A 22,313-nucleotide genomic window follows, 5' to 3' on the forward strand; every position below is an offset into this window, starting at 1 on the left:
AGATATTTATTTTTTACATGCTCTGAGGTTTATCCTAAAAGGATTTCGGGTGCAACACGTTAAGTCTGACAGAGACATTCGTGAGGATCTTCATAATAAGTGCTATATCATTATCGATACCTATGAAAATAATTTATTCCATAGCGACTTTGAAATCAGAATTAGACGATTAAATCCCCGGCGCGTTTATATCCTGGGGCCTTTTTTGGTGAACAGGCTCTGGCCTGAGTTGCCGGTGGTTTTTTTGAAAAGAACCACGGCGGTGATGGATTTTTTTATGCTGATTCATGGCAGAGCCATCGGCGTTTGTCCGCCTGATATCCTATTAACCAGAAAACAACATTTGGTATTGACCTATTTGATACAGGAAATGAGCCCGGTTGAAATATCAACCAGGATGGGGGTGTCTATTAAAGCATTTTATGCGCACCAGTTTAATATTATGGAATTATTCAAAGCAAAAAAGGTCGGCTGTTTAATTGTCTCCGGGATTTCAAAGTACCTGATCAAATCTCCGCTGTCATAACCGGCAAGGCCAGGTTTGAATTTAACGATTTCAGGCAAGGGGCCTCCTCGCCCCTTATCTAACGCTACTCATGAGATCCATTCGAGACGTGGCGTAGTTAATCTGAATAGCTCTATGGCAATGAATGAGTACTCCGCATTGCTTATTTATTCATAATATGTGCATACGGCAGAGGTTTGTTAATCCTCAGTCTGCCAAAAAATAAGGGACCTGAAACAGAATGTTCTATTCCTGTCCGCAAATAATGCGAATAATAGAATCATTTTTATAAATCGAATGACATTTTATGTCTGGGGTTGTTGAAGTCCGCGGAAAACTAACGCATCTAACTCCTCGCGGAGCACCGGCTTCGAAATATAATACCCTTGAAATAAACTGACGCCCATTTGCTTTAGCATAAGGAATTTTTGCGGGTTGTCGACACCTTCCGCCACGCACTGCCTGCCTGTTACGCTCGCATAATAGATTAAGCCATCAATGAGGTGTTTATCATCGAGATTACTCGTAAAGTTTTCAACGATATAGCGGTCCAGCTTATAGCTATTAAATTTTAGCTGCCTGACTGGAAACGTGACGCTATTTTTAGCGAAGCAATCATCCAGCGCAAGCTTTATGCCCAGCCCGGTAAGCTGATTTAATACCGTGACCGTTTTAGACTCGTAGCTTAAATCCACATTTTCGTTAATATCCAGCACCAGGCGGCTTATCCAGGTCGGATCAAGCAGCTGAGCTTTGGCCGTCTCAACTATTTTAAACAGGGCAGCACTCTCGGTGAGAATCCGTGGAATATTGACCGAAAATTCCAATTTCCCCGCATAGTTATTTATATTCACCACGGCTTCTCTGATGATGTAGGCCGTGAGCATGATCCACGTTTCTCGCGTCCTGATCTCATGGAAAAAGTCTTTCGGCAACAATACGTTGCCGTTAGTGTACCAGCGGCAAAATATCTCAAAACCCGCTATCTGCATCTCGCCGTCTACAATGGGCTGGAAAACGGGGAAGATCAGGCCATGCTGCAGGGCATGGGTAATTTTCCTCTCCTCGCTGCTGAGCATTCTGGTCGTTAATCCCCTGGGCTTCGACTGGCGCTGTGCTTTGCGATGCCGGCCCGGCAGCAGTCTGGACATCATCGGGTGAATGGCCGCCAGCTTTTTTAACCCACTTGAACGCAGGTTATAGAGCGTTTTAGTACTGAAGCTTTTTATTGCCGCGGTATCTTCATGGCCGGACGGGCTAAAAAGCTCCAGCAGCGTATTGACCTCATGGATAGTGAGGCCTTCGTGGCGCAAACCGCCGTTGCGTTCTTCCTGTCTGGCAAGCGAGACAAGCGTGGGAATGTTTTTAAGGTCTTTATGCAGCGTATTTCTGAGTTTAACCACGCTGGTAAAAATGCTGACTACTCTGATGGTACTGAGATTCGATTTTCGCGGCATCACATTTTTAAAATAACTAAACAGCCAGGACGACGATAGCCCACTTATGATCAGGATATTTATCTTATGGTGATGCATTTGTAATAGCGATATCAGGCTCTTCAGCGTCATCAGCATCTGAAAGGGATCTTCAGGAATAAAAACTATCAGATGGTTAAATTCATCGTTTTCATTATTTTTAGAAATAAGTTGGCTGCTTTTCTCGGGGCTAATCAGTTTTGTATTCATTCCCTTTTCATGAAGCAACTCAGAAAGACCCGTTGCGGAAAAATGACAGGCAGAAAGTATATGATAAACAAACTCAACGTGGGAATGTTGAGGTGGCACAGGCAATAACGGTGAGGTTATATTCATATCAATTGTCCATTAGTCATTATTTTCTATACCCGATGCAATAGGTTTTATTGCGTGGTATATCCTCGCCAGAGGTTTTTTTGATATGTGAAAGCCCGGCCGACGCAGCATGAAAGATGTCTGCGTCAGGTATTACTTTTTAAATGTGCAAACTAAGATTTGCGGCTGATGCCAGATTAACGCTGCATATTAAGTTCCTTTTAATAAATTCTGGATGATTATTCGCCTGTAATATTAATGATAAATTCAATGCAATGAATGTTTTATAATTATTTTAAGCGAAATTATCCCTGTTGTTTTTTATATGTGGTCTTTTTTTTGAATTTTTAGTCAACATTCCTGTTTCTTCTCTAGTTTCTTTACAACGTGTGGAATGTCAATAGAAATTAATTCCAAAAGCGCTATTGAGAATAAGTTTAGGGAAAAATCCTAATGGGATTAAATATAAAAAACATTTAAAATCAATGCAATGTGATGATATTGATGTTTTGTTAAATATAATTTCAAAGACGATTCGGGATACTTTATTAATATTTCACCCCGGCTCCCACCAATATTGAGAGGGTAGCTCTCTTAGGGGCGAGCTTATGTGAATAGGCGATCGTTTCGTGAAGCTGAAACATAGGTCTTATGGAAGGCATAGCGACTGCCGGTTCTGATTCGTTTTAGTGAAATTGTTTAAAGGAATAAATTATGAAAATCAAAAATCTGGCTCTCGTTGCACTGTCAGCCCTCTCTTTGAGCTCGGGTGCGGCTTATGCCGTGACGGTTAACGGTGGCACCGTTCATTTCAAAGGTGAAATTGTTAACGCAGCCTGTGCCGTTGATGCGGGATCGGTGGACCAGACTGTTCAACTGGGCCAGGTTCGTTCTGCCCGACTGGCTGCGGCAGGTAGCACCAGTTCTGCAGTAGGTTTCAACATCCAACTGAACGATTGCGATACCACTGTTTCCACCAAAGCCTCCGTTGCGTTCTCTGGCGTTGCCGTCACCGGCAAGACCGACACGCTGGCAATTCAGGGCCCTGCGGCGGGCAGTGCGACTAATGTGGGGATTCAAATTCTCGACAACACCAGCACACCGCTGGCACTGGATGGGGCAACCTTCAGCGCCAAAACCACGTTGAACGATGGCACCAATATTATTCCTCTGCAGGCCCGTTACATCGCGCTGGGTGCGGCTACGGCCGGTACCGCTAACGCGGACGCGACCTTTAAAGTTCAGTACGAGTAATCAGTCAGTCATACAGGGAAATCACTCGGGGCCAGGGACGGCCCGTCATCTACTACGGATTTGAAGGTGATAATGATGAGAGGAATCAAGCTGATTCTATTGAGCGTTCTCCTGCCATCCCTGGCGCTGGCCGGTAACCGAACGCATGTGATGCTGCCGGGCGGCAATATGCGCTTCCAGGGCACGATCGTTGTCGAATCCTGCCGCGTGGAAGCGGGCGACCGCCAAATGACGGTTGAAATGGGCAGGATCAGCAGCAATCGCTTCCACGCACCAGGCGAAGACAGCGACCCGGTGCCTTTCGCGCTCCACCTTCAGGACTGTAATACCAACGTTAGCCGGCACGTTGGCGTGGCGTTTATGGGCGTGGCCGACGGTAAAAATCCGGCGGTACTTTCGGTGGGCGAGGGACCGGGCATAGCTGAAGGCGTGGGCGTTGCCCTTTTTGATGCTGAGGAGCGCCAAATCCCATTGAATGCCCCTGCAAAGGCCTGGACCCGGATATACGCCGGGCCAAACACTCTCCATTTTATCGCCAAATATCGCGCCACCGGGCATCAGGTTACCGGCGGGCTGGCTAATGCCCAGGCCTGGTTTTCTTTGACCTACCTGTAGCCTGAATGCGGGCGTAGTGGACACAAACAACAACGACAAGGACAAAGGTGCGAGCGTGACAAAAAGCTTACTAAGAGGTCGCGGTTTACTGGCGGCGATGATGATAGCTGCGACAATCGGCTTTATGGCTCCTGCAGAGGCGGGGGTAGCGTTAGGGGCGACTCGCGTTATTTATCCTGAAGGGCAAAAGCAGGTTCAGCTGGCGGTAACCAGCAACGATGAAAAAAGTACTTACCTTATTCAGTCGTGGGTAGAAAACGCTAATGGCGATAAAGACAGCCGGTTTGTGATTACCCCGCCGCTGTTTGCCATCAAAGGGAAAAAAGAAACCACGTTACGCATTTTAGATGCGACCAATAACCAGCTGCCGAAGGATCGGGAGAGCCTGTTCTGGCTGAACGTGAAAGCCATTCCATCCATGGAAAAATCAAAGCTGAATGAGAACACGCTCCAGCTGGCGATCATCAGCCGAATTAAACTTTATTACCGCCCGGATAACCTGGCGCTGGCCCCGGAGAAAGCGGCAGAAAAGCTGACCTTTAGCCGCAGCAACGGCCAGCTGACAGTAAACAATCCCACCCCGTATTACCTGACGGTGACGGATATAAATGCCGGCACCCGCGTGCTGGACAATGCGCTTGTCCCGCCGATGGGAAAAACCTCCGTGAAGCTACCGGCCGATGCCGGGGCCAACATCACTTACCAGACCATTAACGACTACGGGGCGCTTACGCCACGGATGCAGGGCGTTATGCAGTAATTCAGGACAGGCCGTCCTGCGTTAAATAACAACGAAGAACTGACTGCCGGGCGAATGCTGACCGGAGGGATAATGTCACATCTAAAATATGGATTAGCGCGTTTCGGCTTCCGTCGTCCGCGGCGCAAATTAGCTTCTTTTTTTACTCTGGTACAAACGCCGCTGGCGCTTTTTATCGCTATGCAAGCCTGTTCCGCCCATGCGGATCTCTATTTTAACCCGCGCTTTTTAGCCGACGATCCCTCCGCGGTGGCTGATTTGTCCAGCTTCGAAAGTGGGCAGGAAGCGCCGCCGGGAACCTATCGCGTCGATATTTATCTCAACGAGGGATTTGTCGCCACGCGGGACGTTAAATTTGATGCGGCAAAGAGCAGCAGCGGCCTTGCTCCCTGCCTGACGCGTGAGCAATGGGCCGGAATGGGCGTCGATGTGGCGGCCATTGCCGGCATGAACGCCCTGGCGTCGGACGCCTGCGTCCCGATGACTGAACTTATTCCTGAGGCGACCGCCGGGTTTGATGTTGGTCTCCAAAGGCTCAACCTGACGGTGCCGCAGGCGTTTATGGGCAACCGGGCCAGAGGCTATATCCCGCCTGAACGCTGGGATAACGGCATTAACGCCGGCCTGCTGAATTACAACTTTACCGGCAATAGCGTGCAAAACGATCGCGGTGGTAACAGCAATTATGCCTGGCTGAACCTTCAGAGCGGGATCAATCTCGGGGCATGGCGGCTGCGCGACAACACCACCTGGAGCTACAACAGCGGCGGCGGAAGTTCAGCGAACGAAAACAAATGGCAGCACGTCAACACCTGGCTTGAGCGCGATATTATTTCCCTGCGCTCCCGGTTAACGCTGGGCGACAGCTATACCGACAGCGATATTTTTGACGGGATCAATTTCCGGGGGGCTCAATTAGCCTCCGACGATAATATGCTGCCCGACAGCATGAAAGGCTTTGCGCCGGTGATTCGCGGTATTGCCCGGGGCACGGCGCACGTCATCGTCAAACAAAATGGCTATGAAATCTATCAGGGCACCGTTCCGCCAGGCCCGTTCACGATTAACGATCTCTACGCTGCCACTAGCGGCGGCGATCTGCAGGTCACTATCAAAGAAACCGACGGCAGCAGCCAGATCTTCAGCGTGCCGTGGTCATCCGTGCCTGTTTTACAGCGCGAAGGGCGCACGCGTTTTTCACTGACGGCCGGGGAATATCGCAGCGGCAACCGCCAGCAGGAAGAGCCTAAGTTCTTCCAGGGCACGGTGCTGCATGGTTTGCCCGATGGCTGGACGCTTTATGGCGGCAGCCAGCTGGCTGACCGTTACCGCAGCTTCAACCTGGGCGTAGGGAAAAACATGGGGGCGCTGGGGGCGCTGTCGATGGACGTCACTCAGGCCAACGCCAGGCTCGCCGATGACAGCGAACACCAGGGGCAATCGCTGCGCTTCCTCTATAACAAATCGCTGAATGAACTGGGCACCAACATCCAACTGGTGGGCTACCGGTATTCAACCAGCGGCTATTTTACCCTCGCCGACAGTGCCTACAGCCGGATGAGCGGTTACCGCGTGGAAACGCAGGACGGCGTCATTCAGGTTAAACCTAAGTTTACCGACTACTACAACCTCGCCTACAACAAGCGCGGCAGGGTGCAGCTGAGCCTGACCCAACAGTTGGGCAGAACAACAACGCTTTATCTCAGCGGCAGCCACCAGACTTACTGGAACAGCAGCAGCGCCGACGAACAGATGCAGGTGGGGTTAAACACCGCCGTGGATGACATCAACTGGACGGTCAGCTACAGCCTGACGAAAAACGCCTGGCAGGAAGGGCGTGACCAGATGCTGGCGGTAAACGTCAATATCCCGTTCAGCCACTGGCTGCGTTCCGACAGCAAATCCGTCTGGCGTAATGCCAACGCCAGCTACAGCGCCTCACACGATCTTAATGGCCGGATGACCAACCTGGCCGGGCTGTACGGCACGCTGCTGGAGGACAATAACCTGAGCTATAGCGTGCAGACCGGCTATGCGGGCGGCGGGCACGGGAATAGCAGCAGTACAGGTTATGCCGCACTGAACTACCGTGGCGGATACGGCAACGCCAACGTGGGCTACAGCCGCAGCGACGGCATGAAACAGGTTTACTACGGCGCGAGCGGTGGCGTACTGGCGCATGCGGATGGTGTGACCTTCAGCCAGCCGCTGAACAGCACGGTCGTGCTGGTGAAAGCCCCCGGAGCCGGGGACGTCAAAGTCGAAAACCAAACCGGGGTTCGTACTGACTGGCGCGGTTATGCCGTGCTCCCGTATGCCAGCGATTACCGCGAAAACAGGATCGCGCTGGACACCAACACGCTGGCTGACAACGTAGACCTTCAGGATGCGGTCGCCAACGTGGTGCCCACCCACGGCGCCGTGGTGCGCGCGGAATTCAAGCCACAGGTTGGGGTGAAAATGCTCATGACGCTGACCCACAACGGCAAGCCTGTGCCTTTCGGGGCGGTTGTGACTGCCGAAGGCCTGCAGGTGAGCAGTATTGTGGCCGACGGCGGGCAGGTGTACCTGAGCGGAATGCCGCTGGTGGGCAAGGTGCTGGCCAAATGGGGAGACGGGCCGGGTGCCAGCTGCGTGGCGGACTACCGTCTGGGTGAAGAGAGCCAGAAGCAGATGCTGAGCTCGCTTTCGGCGCTGTGTCGCTAAGGAATAAGCATGACTAAATCTCTTTATATCGTCGGCATCGCCCTGTCACTGTTCGCCGCCGCTGCGGATGCGGCAGACAGCACCATTACGATTAGTGGCAATGTTCGGGACAACGCCTGCGCGGTTGCGGCGGAGTCGAAAGATTTCACCGTCGACCTGATGAATAACCCGGCCAAACAGTTTTCTGCGGTGGGAGCCACCACCGCGCTGGTGCCTTTTCGCATCGTGCTTTCCCCGTGTGGCGGCCTGGCTACCGCGGTGAAAGTGGGCTTTACCGGCGTGGCGGATAGCGTCAACACCAGTTTATTAAAGCTGGATAGCGGCGCGGCGGCAGCTGCAGGCATGGGGATACAAATCCTGAACAGCGCCCGGACGCCGATGCCGATCAACGCGGGATCGTCGGCAATTCAGTGGACCACGCTGGTGCCCGGCCAGACCAACGTGTTGGGCTTTTATGCGCGCCTGATGGCAACGCAGCTGCCGGTCACCGCCGGGCACGTAAATGCGACCGCAATATTCACACTTGAATTTCAGTAACCGGAGGCGGACATGAAATGGATTCTACCCGGAAGGGTGCTTGCCGGAGTGCTGCTGGTGCTCTCTGCCACGGCAAAGGCGGATGACGTCACCATTACCGTGAACGGCAGAGTAGTGGCGAAGCCCTGCACGATCTCGACCCCAACGGCCACGGTCGATCTGGGCGATCTCTATACCTTTAGCCTGGTGCAGGCCGGTGCTTCATCCGCCTGGCATGATGTTGTCCTGAGCTTGACCAACTGCCCGGTCGGGACCTCTAAAGTGACCGCAACGTTCAGCGGCACGGCGGATGCGACGGGGTATTACGCCAACCAGGGCACGGCGCGCAACCTCCAGCTCCAGCTGCGGGACAACGGCGGGGCAACGCTAAATAACGGTGCCAATAAAACCGTGCCGGTGGATGCCGGCAGTCAGGCGACGAGTTTTCCTCTGCAGGTCAGAGCGATAACGGTCAACGGCGGGACTACCCAGGGAACCATTCAGGCGGTGATCAATGTCACTTACACCTGGGCCTGATCGCAAGGAGGATGGAATGAAAAAAATCATCGCGTTATTGGCCACTCTGGCCGGGCTGGTATGGTCAACCGCAGGCCAGGCCTTTACCTGCCAGTCGCTGGGGACATCCATCAGCGGCTCCGGCACCGTGAACGTCAATGTTAATCTTGTGCCGTCCATTTCGGCAGGGCAAAACTTAGTGGTCGATCTTTCCCAGTCGATTCAGTGCAAAAACGATGCCCCAAGCCAATATACCGATCCGGTAAGGATCCGGTCCGGCTCGGCGTATCAGGGCGTGCTCTCTGCTTTCAGAGGATCATTAGGTTACTTCGGGGTGCAATATCCTTTCCCGACCACAACGGAAACCGCCTGGGTGAACCATACCTGGGGGGATTATCGTGGCTGGCAGGCGGTGCTGTATTTAACGCCTATCAGCACCGCCAGCGGCGTAGTGGTTAAAGCCAACACCATGATTGCCCAGCTTATTCTGGAAAAAGAAGATTCCATTAACGGGAATCGCCAGATCATCAACTGGAATATCTACGCCAACAACGATGTTGTGGTGCCCACCGGGGGCTGTGACGTGTCCGCCCGTAACGTGACGGTAAATCTGCCGGATTACCCTGGCACGGCGCCTGCGCCCGTCACCGTGCGCTGCGCGCAGAATCAGAGAATCGGTTACTTTTTGTCTGGCAACACGCTGGGCAGCGATAACTCCATTTTCACCAATACGTCTTCCAGCTCGCCTGCTCAGGGAATTGGCGTTCAGCTTTTGCGAAATGGTGCCGCTTTGGGGGCCGGCAGCGCTAACACCGTTTCGCTGGGAACGGTAGGGACGACCCCCGTAAGTCTGGGGCTGACTGCGACCTACGCGAGAACGACCGGGCAGGTTACGGCGGGTAATGTGCAGTCGATCGTTGGGGTGACGTTTGTTTACCAGTAGCGGCACACCTGGAAAAGTAAGCGAGCGTGTGACCTACATTCTCTCGCCCTGCAACATGATGGCGTGTGGGCTTGAGAATCTGTTAGCCGCAGGTCAAACCCGGGCGGTATTTTTCCCTGGCTCAGGGGAAGAAAGATTGCAGGAAGAGAGCGGGGCGCGGTTTGTGGTCTATCTGCCCGATCAACCTTACTGGCTGCTTGTCGTCTTGCGGCAGGTAGCGCAGCTGCTCGATCGCCATGATGGCCAGCTCCCCATGCTCATTTTGAGCCGAAGCTCAGCCTCATGGATCTGGCGTTCGCTGCAGAAATTAGTGAAAAAAGACGGTTATCTTGGCGGCGTGCGGGTGGTGCCGTCCGATCTGCCCTGCGCCAGCCTGGCCGCGCTGCTGCACGGGGACTGGGATAACAGCGTCAGCCTCAAAAAACACGCCCTTGAAGAGGAGCTGGTGAGCCAGATCCGGCCCGAAGGTTTGACCCGAAAAGAGCTGGATGTGCTGGTGGACTCTCTCGCCGGGCAGACGATTCAGGAGCAGGCGAAACAGCGCGGCGTCAGCCATAAGACGCTGTATGTGCAGCGAATATCCGGGTTAAAAAAAATGGTTCATCCGCTGCTGCATGAGAAGGCGCCGATGGCGAGTAATCAGCAGAAAAAAGGAGACTCAGCGGGGATGCTGGCTGCCCTTTCACCGTTTGAAAGGGAGCTGGTTTATGCCATTCACAACCGCCAGATTTACCCGGTATTCCAGCCTATTGTGAACGGTGGGCTGCAGCTCAAAGGGCTGGAAATCCTGGCCCGCTGGCATCGAAATGGGCAAACCCTACAGCCCGCAGAGTTTCTGCCGCAGATCCGCTCCAGCTATACGTGGCGGCTGTTAACGGCCTTTATGCTGCAAGAGGCGGTGGGCGGCATTAATCAGTACCAGGGGGAGTATTATTTCGCGGTGAATATTCCGGCCGCGGTTTCAAACAGTGAAAGTCTGTTCGGCATTATCAAACAGCTGAGTACCCGACTGATAAATCCATTCTGGACGGACAGGCTGGTGCTGGAAATATCAGAAGATCTGAATTTGAATCAGCATCAGGAGAGTCGATTCTTTATTACCCAGCTTCAGCACCAGGGATACCGGGTGATGCTTGATGACTGCTTTTCGCAGAGCAGCGTTTATTTCCCGGTGCGGGAGGTGCGGTTCAACGATTACAAACTGGATCGCAAAATCGTGGCCGACGCGCAGTATGAACCTCACGCGCTGGCGCTGATCAAAAGCCTGGTATACTACTGTGAATTAACGGGAAGTTACTGCGTTGCCGAGGGGATTGATAGCCGCGAGAAATTAAGGTTGCTGCTGGCATCCGGGGTGCATCTCTTTCAGGGGTTCAGTATCTCTCAGCCCGTTTTTAAGTTTGAACTGCGGCAAATGATCGCGGCTTTGAAAAAAAGAGAGACGGTGCAGCCTATAGCTTGAATCAGCGCTATTACCCTAACCCTCTCCCTGGAAGGGAGAGGAGATAAATCACGTTCCCTGCCTGGCCTTTTTCCCCCTCTACCCCTGGGGGAGAGTGCCGGGGTGAGGGGTTGAACTGTTCCCGTATGTTTGAGTGAGATCGCTAATAACCGTGACTAGCGATTCTCTTCAATATAACGCGCCAGATCCGCCGGGGTTTTCAGCACGGTGGCGACTTCCGTCGGCGGGATCATGCAGCCGTACACATCCTGCACTTCCAGCACCAAATCAACGGCCAGAATAGAGTCGAGAATGTCGGACTCGATCAGTTCATCGTTAAAACCGACCTTGCGGGATAACACTTTTTCAAACAGGGCGAGAATTTCTTGTTCCATCTTATTTTCCTGGGTCATTAATTCGTGCGAGCCTGGGTATCCAGCAGCTTGCGGTCGATTTTGCCGTTAGGGTTCAGCGGCAAAGCGTCTTTAATAATGATTTGTGAAGGCACCATATAAGGCGGGATCACCTTCGCGAGCGAAGTCTTGATCGCCTCCGGGGCAAGGCCAGTGACGCAGAACGCTGCAATGCGCAGCACGCCGCCGCCGGACTTCATCAGCGGCAGTACCACGGCTTCGCTAATACCGGACATCGCCAGCAGGCGGTTTTCAATCTCGTTGATTTCAATGCGGTAGCCGTTCAGCTTGATCTGGCTGTCGTTACGGCCCTGGCAATACAGCAGCCCGTCTTCGTAGCCGAGATCGCCGGTGCGGTAGCCGCGGTATTGCTCGCTTTCGCGGTGCAGCAACTTAGCGGCGTTTTCCTGCGGCAGGCCGAGATAACCGCGCATGACGTTTTTCCCCCAGATAATCAGCTCACCTTCGGAGGTAATCTCCATGTGGGATTCCGGCATCATGGTGCCCACCGGCAGCACGTCGTTTTCGCTGTGCAGGATCTCGTCGGTGATTTCAATCACCGTGGTGGCGATGGTGGCTTCCGTTGGGCCATAGGAGTTCAGGATTTTGGCCTGCGGGAAACGGCGGCGCAGTTGCCTGACCAGCGCCTTATTCAGCACTTCACCAATAAACACAAACACGCTCAGCGCGGGCAAATACTCGGCGCTGAACTGCGGGGAAAGCAGCTTCTGGTAGGCAAAAGAAGGCGTGGAAACCCAGGCCGAAACTTCGTTGGTTTTCAGGCGATCGAGCCAGTTTTCAGCGGCAATATCTTCCTTGGCGTTCAGCACGATGTGCCCGCCGGTGGCGAGATTTGCCAGCAAAGGAATAAGAGACAGGTCGAAGCTGAACACCGCGTGGTTCATTAATACCGGCACGTCCGGCAGCGCAAAGTCATTGCGCACCCACTTCATGAAGTGCCATAGGCTCTCGCGGCCAATCTGCACGCCTTTCGGTTTCCCGGTGCTGCCTGAGGTAAACATGATGTAAGCCAGATCGGGCTCGGCCAGCACACTGCCGGTTTCGCCGGTCGCCACAAACTGCTTCGTCACGACGTCGTAGTAATAAGGGGCGCTGGCTAGCTGGCAGATCTCTTTCAGCCGCTCCTGCGGGTAGATGCAGTCCACCGGAATATACGGGATGTTGTGCAGCAGGCAGCTGTAAATTGCCACGGCAAATTCGGCCTGCTGATGCCCGTATAAAACCACCGGCGTGCCGGCGGGTTGTTCGCACTGCGCGTAGCGCTGCGCCCAGTCGGTTGCGGCGACGGAAAGCTGTTGCCAGGTCAGGGCGGTATCGCTGCCGCTGATGGCTAACTGGCTGGGGCGCGCGGGGTCGAGTAATGCCGCACGCAGAAAATCCTGCAGTTCCTGAAGCTCTGGATGAAGGTTCATAGAGGTGACATTCCACTAAAGATGTAGAGGGAGACCGCGGCGCTAGCCAGCGTCAGAATTCGTCCAAAAAACGCGATAACCGGATGGCGTAAGCCGTTACTCAAGGCCGGGCTGCGTTTGGCTGACCAAAGCAGCATGTTATGGGCAACGGAAATGGCGCCGAACAGCGCGCCGCTGATGACGTAGTGTCGTTCAAGCCCGTTCCAGGCCCCCATGCAAAAGAGCGTGCAGAAGATGCCCACGTTCTGTGCCAGGGTTTTGTTTTGACGGAAGAAATCGAGCTTCATCAGATTCATGTAAATCGGCATAAAGACCACGTCGCGCAGCCACTCAGACAGGCTGATGTGGAACCGGCGCCAGAAGTCCTGCGGGTTTTTGGCCAGAATCGGCATATTGAAGTTGGCCGGAATATTCAGGCCAAACAGCCGCCCGGCGCCGATAGCCATGTTGCTATAACCCGCAAAATCAAAGTAGAGATAGGCGCTGTAGGCGACCGACATCACCACGCCGACGGTGAGCGTGAACGGCCGGTGGCTCCAGGATTCAATCACCAGATTGTCGATAAGCATCGCAAACAAAAATTTCTGCACGACGCCGGTGACGATTTGCTCCACGGCCAGTAAAAACTGTTCGCGGGTCAGCCTGAATACCGGCTTATTAATATCGCCGACCCAGGTTCTCCAGCGGTACATCGGGCCGGCGAGAATAATAAACGGCATAAACAGATAGCAGAAATAATGCAAAAAGTTCTGGCCATCTTTTTTGCTGCGGTAAAGCAGCACGTCAATGGCGCGGAAGGTCATAAACGACAGGCCAATCATGCCCCAGTGATTATTCAGGTGTAGCTTCACCAGCAATAGCGGGAGCAGCGTGAGAGTGACCGCTTGCCAGGTTTTTAACCAGCCTTTCTCTTTCAGGGTGACAAGAAGATAAAACGCAAAGAATACCGCCACCGGAACCAGGTAATCGCCCTGGAAAATATATCCCCATGCCAGCGCCGCCAGCACGGAGAATGCTGCTAAATAGGTCAGCCGGTAATGCAGTACGCGGTTAACCAGCGCAAATAGCAGCGCCGATGAAAACAGAAAGAAAAAAAATGCCCCGGAGCTATACATCATTCATCCTTCAGAATTTTTGATATTCAAAATGCACTTTGATACTCATGCTGTCGTCCACGGAAGACCATGCGATCACCGTGATGGCCAGCAAGAGGTAAAGCACAAACAGGCGAACGGCAGTTTTCATCGTGTAAAGCTCTCGGCAATAAAGCGGTCCATAGCAACCCACGCCAGCTCGGTGGGATGCAGGCGATCCCAGTTCCAGCCGTTTTGATAAGGCTGGGCGTACATATCGAAATAGCGCACCTGGTTTTGCTCGAGATACGCCCTGACCTGGCGGTCAACGGGCTGGAATTTTTGCGTGTTTTTCAGCGCCCACGGGTTAAGCGGATCGACGATCACCACGAACTGGGCATGGCGAGATTTGAGCAGATCGATGGTGGCCTTGAAGGCTTCCATCTGGCGGTTTACCACCGGCGTTTCATACCACTCTTCCGCCGTTTTTCCGTCTTCATAAACGCTTTTGTCCATCCACAAGGTGGCGGCACTTTGCTGGCGAACCTGATTCAATACGCGGGCATGGGCCAGCTGTTCGTTCCAGTCTGGCGCGGCGTACTTATCAGCGGGAGCGGGCCATGGGCGGTGAGGTTCAGGCGCAATGCGCAGCCACGCCAGCCAATGGTTTTTTACCAGGGTGCAGAAGTTAGCAAACTCATAATTAATAGACTGCCAAATTACTTTTGGCCGCCAGCCGTATATTTTCATTTCGCCCAGGGTTAAATGGCTGATGTCCTCTTCATCAATATGGTGTAAGTAATTGACCAGGAAAGGACGGGCTTTTTCATCCGCCATCAGTGGGTTAAAAATAGCGGCCGGGAAATGATCGGCAAAAATAGCCGGAGGAATAGTGTCAAAATAAAAACTGTCCGGGGCAAACAGCAGAACAATTTTACTGTTGGCATTTATATCGTTTTTAAAACGTGAGAGCAGCAGGAATTGTGTGATGTTATCGACATAACTATCCCCGTAAGCCACCACCGGCTGATGTAATTGCTTATTAAAGTAATTATATACAGCGTAATGTTCATCTTCCGATGTCGACACCTCAGAAGCGCCGAGGAAAAATAATGCATTACCTTGTAATGCATGGGAAATTGTCGCTATTTTCTCTGATTGCTCTTTCGCTGTACCGTCCATGCTTTTAATCAGCGGCTGGAATGTTAGCGGCGTGAACAAGCCCGTCACCAGGGCCGGAACGCATAAGACCAGAACGGCAAGCAGCGCCATCAGGATATGTAGGCAGAGAGTATTCTTGATTTTCATTATTAATATGAGGTTACATGACTACCATTTGTTTAAAATTTGTTATTTTTTATCAACACAACAAATCATCCCTGTGCATCGCTGCACTATATACCAGCCTTTCCCCGATGATGAGCGTTGCTGTGTAACGGTATGTACAACGAAGTACGTATTGTAATAATTCCCGCTACGCTTTGATGACGGGGGAAGTTGTATGGCCAGGCCGCGTAGGCTTATGGACTTACGTCAGGTATTTTTCTGTCAACATCCCGCCACGTTTGGGAATTTCCTCTGCCTTTCGTTAAAAGTAGCGGATGACTCAGTACGCTCTTGATGAAAATAATCTCGCGCTCCTGAGTGAGCGCAGAATTTGAACTGAATATAAAAACTTCCCCCGGCAGGGCTATCGGCAAGAAAGATTCAATGACAGTATCTTGAAAGAAAAATAAAGCCATAATCCTAAAATAGACCTGTTGCCCGTAAGGGCATGGAGTTTGCGATAAAATACAAGCTGGCAATTATTTGGAATGGCTGAATATGTGCGTAATAAACTGGGGTTTTATTGATAAAATTGTCTATATCAATCTGGCGAAGCGTCAGGATAGAAAGGCTGAAATTATCGCGGAGTTAAAGAAGGTTCAGGCTCCGGAAGAAAAAATTATCCATTTTCAGGCCATTGAGGAAGAAGAGGGCGCGCTGGGCTGCGCAAAGTCCCACCTGAATGTCCTGATCATGGCGCAAATAAATGGCTGGAACAACGTCCTGATTCTTGAAGATGATATGGTGTTCGATGAGGATCCCCAATCTATTGAAAGAGCTAATATTTTTCTGGGTGAGTTAGCGCGCACTGACTGGGATGTGGGGTTTCTTTCGGCCAGCTATTACATCATTAAAAAGGTGAGTTCCGCTTTTTATAAAGTCGAGTTCGCTTTTCTGGCAAACAGTTATCTGGTGAACAGGCCTTATTATCGAACGCTGCTGCACAATTATTCTCGGGCCATTTATCGAATGGAGCAGGGCGAAGCGCGCAATAAAGCTGGACTGGATACCAACTGGTTAAAACTGATGGCTCAGGGAAACTGGTACGGTGTATATCCCTGCATCGGGCATCAGCGGCCCGGGCTCAGTGATATAGAAAATACGGTCATGGACAGACGAGAGTATTTTAAACGGCCAATTGAAGACATTAAACGCTACGGCTCATTTTAATCCTGGCGAAGAATGAAGGGGCTGAAGCATCAGCCCCCGAAAAGAAGGGATGCTTCAGCGGGAGGGTTATTCGCTTTCGCCGAGGGGCGCTTCCAGAGGAACAAAGCTGTTAATAATCCGGACATAATGTTTACGCTGTGCTTCGGTGAAATCATTATTTACGGCCAGGGTAAACACCAGCAGCTTACGTTTATTCGGGTTCAGCACCGGGTGCCCCGGAAGCGTAATGATAGACGAGACCTGGCGGATCCAGGTGCCGTCCTCGAGAAACTTATTCGCGGTTTGCAGGACCGGCAGTTTGGCAGGCCCGATCTCATGCCTGAGGTTCTTCCCTTCGACCTCGAATCCCGGGACGAAGCGTTTCATTTTATCCCACTGTTTTTCACAGAACTGATCAACGGTCTGCTCTTCTTCAAGAGTGGTGCGGTTGATCAAGATGTTATAGGGATTGTGATCCTCATCCATGTAGCGAAGGATATTGATCGACTGATCCTCCTGCGGATTCAACGTCACGAAACTGCCCTCATTGAGGGGGTAGGTCACAGGTTTGTTACTCATAAGCGACTCTCTCAATCCTTGTAGTCTTGCATAGATAACGGAATGATTTCGACGCGGCGGTTTTGCGCGCGTCCTTCCTGGGTGGCGTTACTGGCTATCGGGCGAGAGTTGCCCGCGCCTTCAACGATAAACTGGCTGGCGGCCAGGCCCGAGTGTTCCACCAGCCAGTCGCGGATAACGCGAGCGCGCTCTGTGGACAGGGCCATGTTGACAGTGGCAGAGCCGGTGTTGTCAGAATGGCCGATGATCAGATACATCTGCAGCGGATTGCGCGCCATCTCAGGCACCAGCTGCGTCAGAATGTGCTGGCTTTCCGGCATCAGGTTACTGCTGCCGTTCTCAAATAAAGGCGCGTTGTTCACGAGCTGCAGGAATGCCGATGCATCGGGTTTGTCATTTATTCCCAGTAGCCTTTGGATCGGCTTTATCTGGCTAATCTGGCCGCGAATTTCCACCGCATCCTGCTGTATGGCGTAGCCAATGCCGCCCGCGAGGCACAGCAGCAGCAGGGCGGCGAGTGCTTTAGGCCAGCGTCGGCGGCGTGGGATCTCCACCGGCACTGGAATCGGCGCAGGAGAGGGGGTAGGAGGCGGCTCTTCAACCGGCGGCAGGGGAATCTCCGGCAGCGGAGGCAGGGCGATAGAAGCCGACAGGCCTGGCAAAATACCGTATCGCTCTGAAAGCCACAGGGACCAGGCCCCATGCCGGGTGAATCCCTGGCCGTGATCGGCGAGAGTGATGCCGGCAAAGTCGAGCTGGGTGCTGTCAAACAGGGTTTGTAACACGTTCATGATACGGCTTTCAGCCAGCCAGGAAAGCAGCGTGCTGGCTACCGCGTGGCGCTGAATGGCGTAGAGATCTTTCCCGTCGTCATTAGCTTCCAGCTCGGCCAGCAGGCTCGCCCACTGATGCTCAAGCTTGAGGTGGCCGTAAGGCGGCTCGGCAAGCCCGCCGGTCCAGATTGCCCGATCCGGATCGTGGGCGGAGCGCTGCTGGCTGAGCCGGGTGTAGAGCCCCAGCATGCAGGGTAAAGGCTCAGAAAGGCGGATGGATGAAAAGGCGTATTGCCAGGCGGTAATTTGCTCGATCATGATGCTACTGCTTTCAAAGCCGTCGGCAAGCAGCGGGAAATAAGCCATCGTAGCAAGGGCGATGTTATTTTTCTTTAAATACGCCATCCGTTTGGCCAGGCCGTTGGCGTTCTCCTCAATCACCCACAGGATCCCATGCTCGCTGCCGGATGACAGGTTTGACTGGCTGAACCATTTTCCAGCAAAGGGCCCGATGACGAAGATCATCAAGCGCGGGGATCCTGCCGCCCCGGCCCGCGGGCTCACCCAGGATGCCGTTGCGTGTTCCGAAGGAGGCGTCTCTGCCCGGGCGCGTGAAAAATAGCGGGCGCGTTTAGCCGCCCGCAGCGAGACCAGGGCATCGGTACTGCCTTCAATTTGCATCACCAGCGTCAGCAGCTTCCAGGCGTAGCGAAAAATGATCTCGCTGTCGGCGTTGAGCAGGGCATCCAGCCGTGCGGAAAGGGGGAGCGCTTCCTCGCTGTCAACAAAGCCATAGAAATACTGCACCAGCGAGTAGCGTTGCCAGGACAGAGAGTTGTTTTGGGCATTGCTGCTCAAGCGCTTATCAAAATAATCACACAGCGCCCGGCACAGCGCCTCGCTTTCTTCAGGCGCCTGGTTTTCCACCAGCAGCGCCTTGTTGAACTGCTCAATCAGCGAGATCAGCCTGAGCTGAAAGTCCGGCGCAGAGGGAATAATGCCGTCAAAAGAAAACAGGGTATCCACGCTGACTAATCGACAAAAAAGGGCTTCACTTTTCACCATGTCTTCTCCGTGACGGTGCCCCAGCCCAGGCTGTCTGACCAGGTGCACAGCCTGATCGAGCCTGGTTTATTTAGGCTGGTGGTTTTAAATTCCACCGGAAGCGAGATCTCTTCCGAGGACGTTTTTTGGCGTAGTTCATGCAGTTCGCTGCGGGTGAGCGTTTGCCTGTGGAACAACTCGTTCTGTTGGGTATAGACGCTGATATGCAGTGCGCTTACGTCGCCGTTGTCTGCTTCATAATCAGTCTTGCTCAGCGTAAGGGTCTTCTTATGCCAGGCATATTGCCGACGTAGCCATTCGGCATGGTCGGCGGGCGGGTCGGAGAAGAAATTCACTTTATCCTCGGCCATGACTTCCGGTAAAACTGTGCCGTTTTTCAGGCAAATACCGGCCTGATATTCAAACTGTGCCAGCGTTCTGATCTTTCCCAGCCCATAGGGGGCCAGGCCGCCTTCGGGCTCGCTCTCCAGACCCAGCACGGTTCTGACTCGCTTTTTCGACGCGGCATCGCGCTCCCACCAGGCCTTCTCAACGGAGCCCTGTTCTTTGGCCTGATTCGTGTGGTCGCCCCAGACTTTGCTGTGCTCTTTGCGCTGATAGTAGTGCCATAGCAGAGGCTTATGGGGATGGTAGATATCGTAGCCGTGGCTAAACGCGCGCACGGCCATGGCTATTTCCTCACCGGCGAAGAAAATCTGTGGGTCGTTGGGGATCTCTTTTACGAAGTCCCCGCGGGTAAAAATAAATCCTCCGGCCAGGTAGCTGCCCCTGACGGGCTCGGGAGATTCAAAAGGCGTGGAGCTGAACATCGGGAGCCCCTGCGGGTTGAACTCCCGGAAGATTAAGCGGCTCACATAACGTTTTTTACTGGCTTCTTCGTCTTCTCCGGGAACAAACGCAGGCGGGTAGGAGGAGAGCACTGGCCGGGGAGATGTCGCCGCTAGCTGGCGCAGCGTGGTTATCATTTCGTTATCCCAGCCGGGGATAAACCGGCAGTGGGAATCAATTTGCAGAAAATAGTCTGCTGCCTCAAATAGCGATTCCGCGAGGCTCCGCGCCCAGCAGGCCCCCTGGCTGGCATAGTAGTGCACGCTGATGAGTTCGATTCGGGCCTGCTGGAAACTGAAAATAAACGCCTCGTGTCCGGCAACATGCCGGCTGCCCATGGGGACGAAGCCGTGTCGCGTAAAGAGGCTGAGATCCTCATCGTCCTGCCAGCACACGGCAATGTGCAGCCTTTCAGGCTGGCTGGCGTGGCGCAGCATATCCTGAAGCGTCGGGATCAGCTGCGGATCCCGATAGCTGGCAATGCTGATAAAAATTGTTGCGGGGTTGCCCATATTTCCTTATTCCCTGGCTTACTGAATACTAAAAATAATTTCTGCTTTTGCCGTGAACAGGCCACCGGCAGGTGCCGTACCGTTGCCCTGGAGCAGCGTCGCTTTCCAGGCAAATTCAGCCGGACCCTGGCTGGTGATAACCCGTGAGGATTCAGAGGTGGATCCATCGACTTTCATGGTTTTGTTGTCGCCGTCGGTGATGCGGATTTTCAAGCGATCCATATTGCCGTCAGAGTCTTTGATACGAATAAAACCGCCGTCTGCCGTAGGGGTATCGGTAATCATCGACGCGGAGGCCGAGTAGGATCCATAGTCACTCTTACAGACGATGGCGAAGTCCAGGCTGCGGGTAACCCCGGCTTTTAGCAGCGTGGGCGTCACGTCGTTAAAGTCGATAGTTTTAGCGTTATCCGCAGTGCAGGCCGGGGTACTGATAATTTTCATTTCCCCGATAGAGAGGCTATGGGTGAACGACGCGGGGTTATCTGACAGGATATAGTTGTAGCCAATTTGTCCGGCGGGCAGGATGGTATCCCCCGTCGCGGCATTGGCCAGGCGCAGGTTATTGCTGAGTTTATAAAACTCAATTCGATAAAAAGACTGCGGTGGAATATCGAGTGAACCAACCGAGCTGCCATTTGAGAAAGTCAGATAACTGGTCGACGGGAAATTACCAAACGCCGAGCCGTTGCTCGCCAGCATTTTGATGCCAATGCCCGGAATGTTGGTCGCATAAATTTTTGTGGATGTATCCTGCCCGGACAGCGACACGGCGCGTTTGCCGTACTCTGTTCCCTTAATACAGTCGTCATAACCTACGCCAGCGCCGCCCACCGTCGGGCTGTCATATTGGGCTATTGGCGTAGAAGTACTCACCGGCGCATCAGCGGAAATAATGATTGTCTTAGCGTCAATGGTGAGCGGCGTGGGAGTCCCGCGCGCCAGCGTACAAACGGCCCATGCGCCAGGCGACATCAGCAGCCCGGAAATCAGAAGGGTGAGTATCCTTAACATTGTTTATTCCTTTTCCTGGTTCAGCATTGCGATAACTTCTGGGGGATACATTTTTTGCAGCTCGGCGAAGCTCTTGCCTATGCTTTCCTCCGCGTATTTCAGCACCGGCACCAGCGGGCTGCTTGGCTCTGCCACGGCAAACCAACTGCGGATTTCCTGCAGGCGCTGGAGCGCTTGCGCGCGCGTATTAACCCCTTTTTGCGGTTCATGCCGAGCAGGACGAGGCACCGGGACAGGAGGCTGCCAGGCCGCTTCGTCAGCCGGGACGGCTACCTGACCAGGAGGCTGCGTGGGCACAGGCTCCGGCACGCTTTCGGGGGCTTTTTCCAAAGGGAGATCTCTGGCGGGCATTGCGCTGCCAAACTCGCGGCTAAACATGCCAAGAATGCCGGACAACAGCGGCAGCTCAGGTGCCTCGTGTCCCAGCGTCTCCGCCAGGATCTGTTTTATCTGCTGCACAAAGTAATGGGCCTGCGTTAGCGGGCGAATCTCTTCTCGTGCGCTGGTGTGCCATTCGCGAATGATGGCGGCGACGGCCTCGTCCGACAGCGCACCTTCTTCTCTCGGCAGCTGATGGGCTTTTTCAAATTCTTTAACGGTAATTTGCAGCCCGGAAGCTTTGGGCAGCGGTTGGTTGCGCAGATCCGTCAGCAGACCACCAATATCCTCCAGCTCGGCGAAGGCGTTTGCCCGCAGCATTGGCTCGAACTCCCCTTCGTCAAGCAGCTGTGGATGAAGGTCGTCCGGCCAGCTTTGCAGCAGGGCAAGCAGCGCCTCCGCGCCTTCGGCCAGCGCAGACAGCCCGCGCTTACGCAGGCGGCAGCGCATCAAAATAACCACCAGGCGAACATCTTTGCTTTTTTGCAGCAGGGCCTGGCAGTCGCGTTCGGTTTCCGTCCAGTTCACCGGCTCAGCGGCTTCAACGAAGTCGCCGTATTCGGCCCCAAGCTTTGGCTGCAGGCGCGACTGCAGCATGATAAAAGCAGGATCGTAATCGAGCGCTTCGCCGCAGGGCGAGTCGCCCTGAAAGGGCTGCATCAATGACTGGTAATAGTCCGAGCAGGTCAGGCTTTCGTATTGATTCATGTGCGTGTCTTTTCAT

At 53.4% G+C, this 22,313-nt stretch carries 20 protein-coding genes; 10 read left to right on the plus strand and 10 right to left on the minus strand.

The features are described from left to right. Positions 1-49: 49 nt before the first annotated feature. Positions 50-526, plus strand: a complete 477-nt coding sequence (locus WFN87_RS04125; protein WP_336983051.1) for a helix-turn-helix transcriptional regulator — start codon at positions 50-52, stop codon at positions 524-526. A 284-nt stretch (positions 527-810) separates the two neighbouring features. Here WFN87_RS04125 and WFN87_RS04130 read toward each other — a convergent pair whose 3' ends face one another. After that, the gene (locus tag WFN87_RS04130) at positions 811-2,316 is read right to left on the minus strand and encodes an EAL domain-containing protein (protein WP_336983050.1); all 1,506 of its coding nucleotides are present in this window, start codon (positions 2,314-2,316) and stop codon (positions 811-813) included. 693 nt (positions 2,317-3,009) lie between these two features. On the opposite strand from WFN87_RS04130, the gene fimA reads away from it, so the two are divergent. The 8 genes from fimA to WFN87_RS04170 all read left to right on the plus strand — a co-directional run bounded on the left by fimA (position 3,010) and on the right by WFN87_RS04170 (position 11,067). Continuing rightward, the gene (fimA, locus tag WFN87_RS04135) at positions 3,010-3,549 is read left to right on the plus strand and encodes a type 1 fimbrial major subunit FimA (protein ID WP_008454320.1); all 540 of its coding nucleotides are present in this window, start codon (positions 3,010-3,012) and stop codon (positions 3,547-3,549) included. A gap of 75 nt (positions 3,550-3,624) precedes the next feature. Then, positions 3,625-4,164 carry a fimbrial protein gene (locus WFN87_RS04140; protein WP_336983075.1) on the plus strand — a complete coding sequence of 180 codons (540 nt, stop codon included), beginning with the start codon at positions 3,625-3,627 and terminating at the stop codon, positions 4,162-4,164. Between the two features lie 97 nt (positions 4,165-4,261). Next, positions 4,262-4,924 (plus strand): fimbria/pilus periplasmic chaperone, encoded by a 663-nt coding sequence (locus WFN87_RS04145; protein WP_336818627.1) that lies wholly within the window; start codon positions 4,262-4,264, stop codon positions 4,922-4,924. 72 nt (positions 4,925-4,996) lie between these two features. After that, the gene (locus WFN87_RS04150) at positions 4,997-7,630 is read left to right on the plus strand and encodes a fimbrial biogenesis usher protein (RefSeq protein WP_336983049.1); all 2,634 of its coding nucleotides are present in this window, start codon (positions 4,997-4,999) and stop codon (positions 7,628-7,630) included. Positions 7,631-7,639: 9 nt separating this feature from the next. Beyond that, positions 7,640-8,167 (plus strand): fimbrial protein, encoded by a 528-nt coding sequence (locus WFN87_RS04155; protein WP_166866583.1) that lies wholly within the window; start codon positions 7,640-7,642, stop codon positions 8,165-8,167. Between the two features lie 12 nt (positions 8,168-8,179). Next, positions 8,180-8,683, plus strand: coding sequence for a fimbrial protein (locus tag WFN87_RS04160; protein WP_336983048.1), 504 nt, complete (start codon positions 8,180-8,182; stop codon positions 8,681-8,683). A 16-nt stretch (positions 8,684-8,699) separates the two neighbouring features. Next, a complete protein-coding gene (locus WFN87_RS04165) occupies positions 8,700-9,605 on the plus strand; it encodes a fimbrial protein (RefSeq protein ID WP_336983047.1) in 906 nt (301 codons plus the stop codon). 28 nt (positions 9,606-9,633) lie between these two features. Continuing rightward, positions 9,634-11,067 carry an EAL domain-containing protein gene (locus WFN87_RS04170; protein WP_336989461.1) on the plus strand — a complete coding sequence of 478 codons (1,434 nt, stop codon included), beginning with the start codon at positions 9,634-9,636 and terminating at the stop codon, positions 11,065-11,067. A gap of 155 nt (positions 11,068-11,222) precedes the next feature. Here the strand turns inward: WFN87_RS04170 and WFN87_RS04175 are convergent, their stop codons facing one another. The 4 genes from WFN87_RS04175 to WFN87_RS04190 form a co-directional block, all read right to left on the minus strand. Beyond that, a complete protein-coding gene (locus WFN87_RS04175) occupies positions 11,223-11,441 on the minus strand; it encodes an acyl carrier protein (RefSeq protein WP_008454337.1) in 219 nt (72 codons plus the stop codon). Positions 11,442-11,458: 17 nt separating this feature from the next. Further along, complete coding sequence (locus tag WFN87_RS04180) at positions 11,459-12,892, minus strand: AMP-binding protein (RefSeq protein ID WP_336983045.1); 1,434 nt, start codon at positions 12,890-12,892, stop codon at positions 11,459-11,461. Then, positions 12,889-14,007 (minus strand): membrane-bound O-acyltransferase, encoded by a 1,119-nt coding sequence (locus WFN87_RS04185; RefSeq protein ID WP_166876646.1) that lies wholly within the window; start codon positions 14,005-14,007, stop codon positions 12,889-12,891. Before WFN87_RS04185 ends, WFN87_RS04180 begins: the two co-directional genes overlap by 4 nt. A 126-nt stretch (positions 14,008-14,133) precedes the next feature. Beyond that, positions 14,134-15,273 carry a D-alanyl-lipoteichoic acid biosynthesis protein DltD gene (locus tag WFN87_RS04190; RefSeq protein ID WP_166876330.1) on the minus strand — a complete coding sequence of 380 codons (1,140 nt, stop codon included), beginning with the start codon at positions 15,271-15,273 and terminating at the stop codon, positions 14,134-14,136. A gap of 501 nt (positions 15,274-15,774) precedes the next feature. On the opposite strand from WFN87_RS04190, the gene WFN87_RS04195 reads away from it, so the two are divergent. Next, entirely contained in the window at positions 15,775-16,461 is a 687-nt protein-coding gene (locus tag WFN87_RS04195) for a glycosyl hydrolase family 25 (RefSeq protein WP_336983044.1), read from the plus strand. Positions 16,462-16,527: 66 nt separating this feature from the next. Here the strand turns inward: WFN87_RS04195 and WFN87_RS04200 are convergent, their stop codons facing one another. The 5 genes from WFN87_RS04200 to WFN87_RS04220 are packed head-to-tail and all read right to left on the minus strand — an operon-like array spanning position 16,528 to position 22,297. Next, complete coding sequence (locus tag WFN87_RS04200; protein WP_008454347.1) at positions 16,528-17,019, minus strand: DcrB-related protein; 492 nt, start codon at positions 17,017-17,019, stop codon at positions 16,528-16,530. 11 nt (positions 17,020-17,030) lie between these two features. Beyond that, the gene (locus tag WFN87_RS04205) at positions 17,031-18,857 is read right to left on the minus strand and encodes an OmpA family protein (RefSeq protein ID WP_166994297.1); all 1,827 of its coding nucleotides are present in this window, start codon (positions 18,855-18,857) and stop codon (positions 17,031-17,033) included. After that, entirely contained in the window at positions 18,851-20,197 is a 1,347-nt protein-coding gene (locus WFN87_RS04210; RefSeq protein WP_336983043.1) for a GlcNAc-transferase family protein, read from the minus strand. Before WFN87_RS04210 ends, WFN87_RS04205 begins: the two co-directional genes overlap by 7 nt. A gap of 18 nt (positions 20,198-20,215) precedes the next feature. After that, positions 20,216-21,211 carry a fimbrial protein gene (locus WFN87_RS04215; protein ID WP_008454353.1) on the minus strand — a complete coding sequence of 332 codons (996 nt, stop codon included), beginning with the start codon at positions 21,209-21,211 and terminating at the stop codon, positions 20,216-20,218. A 3-nt stretch (positions 21,212-21,214) separates the two neighbouring features. Next, on the minus strand, positions 21,215-22,297 hold the full coding sequence (locus WFN87_RS04220; RefSeq protein ID WP_336983042.1) for a type VI secretion system protein TssA: 1,083 nt from the start codon (positions 22,295-22,297) through the stop codon (positions 21,215-21,217). Between the last annotated feature and the right edge of the window lie 16 nt (positions 22,298-22,313).

The organism is Cedecea sp. AS113, assembly GCF_037152415.1.
Classification (GTDB): domain Bacteria; phylum Pseudomonadota; class Gammaproteobacteria; order Enterobacterales; family Enterobacteriaceae; genus Cedecea.

What these genes read in the sequence shown, in the direction of transcription:
- WFN87_RS04130 (WP_336983050.1), bottom strand. Translation starts at nt 2,316, where the DNA reads ATGAATATAACCTCACCGTTATTGCCTGTGCCACCTCAACATTCCCAC.
- fimA (WP_008454320.1), top strand. Translation starts at nt 3,010, where the DNA reads ATGAAAATCAAAAATCTGGCTCTCGTTGCACTGTCAGCCCTCTCTTTG.
- WFN87_RS04140 (WP_336983075.1), top strand. Translation starts at nt 3,625, where the DNA reads ATGAGAGGAATCAAGCTGATTCTATTGAGCGTTCTCCTGCCATCCCTG.
- WFN87_RS04145 (WP_336818627.1), top strand. Translation starts at nt 4,262, where the DNA reads ATGATGATAGCTGCGACAATCGGCTTTATGGCTCCTGCAGAGGCGGGG.
- WFN87_RS04150 (WP_336983049.1), top strand. Translation starts at nt 4,997, where the DNA reads ATGTCACATCTAAAATATGGATTAGCGCGTTTCGGCTTCCGTCGTCCG.
- WFN87_RS04155 (WP_166866583.1), top strand. Translation starts at nt 7,640, where the DNA reads ATGACTAAATCTCTTTATATCGTCGGCATCGCCCTGTCACTGTTCGCC.
- WFN87_RS04160 (WP_336983048.1), top strand. Translation starts at nt 8,180, where the DNA reads ATGAAATGGATTCTACCCGGAAGGGTGCTTGCCGGAGTGCTGCTGGTG.
- WFN87_RS04165 (WP_336983047.1), top strand. Translation starts at nt 8,700, where the DNA reads ATGAAAAAAATCATCGCGTTATTGGCCACTCTGGCCGGGCTGGTATGG.
- WFN87_RS04175 (WP_008454337.1), bottom strand. Translation starts at nt 11,441, where the DNA reads ATGGAACAAGAAATTCTCGCCCTGTTTGAAAAAGTGTTATCCCGCAAG.
- WFN87_RS04180 (WP_336983045.1), bottom strand. Translation starts at nt 12,892, where the DNA reads ATGAACCTTCATCCAGAGCTTCAGGAACTGCAGGATTTTCTGCGTGCG.
- WFN87_RS04185 (WP_166876646.1), bottom strand. Translation starts at nt 14,007, where the DNA reads ATGTATAGCTCCGGGGCATTTTTTTTCTTTCTGTTTTCATCGGCGCTG.
- WFN87_RS04190 (WP_166876330.1), bottom strand. Translation starts at nt 15,273, where the DNA reads ATGAAAATCAAGAATACTCTCTGCCTACATATCCTGATGGCGCTGCTT.
- WFN87_RS04200 (WP_008454347.1), bottom strand. Translation starts at nt 17,019, where the DNA reads ATGAGTAACAAACCTGTGACCTACCCCCTCAATGAGGGCAGTTTCGTG.
- WFN87_RS04205 (WP_166994297.1), bottom strand. Translation starts at nt 18,857, where the DNA reads ATGGTGAAAAGTGAAGCCCTTTTTTGTCGATTAGTCAGCGTGGATACC.
- WFN87_RS04210 (WP_336983043.1), bottom strand. Translation starts at nt 20,197, where the DNA reads ATGGGCAACCCCGCAACAATTTTTATCAGCATTGCCAGCTATCGGGAT.
- WFN87_RS04215 (WP_008454353.1), bottom strand. Translation starts at nt 21,211, where the DNA reads ATGTTAAGGATACTCACCCTTCTGATTTCCGGGCTGCTGATGTCGCCT.
- WFN87_RS04220 (WP_336983042.1), bottom strand. Translation starts at nt 22,297, where the DNA reads ATGAATCAATACGAAAGCCTGACCTGCTCGGACTATTACCAGTCATTG.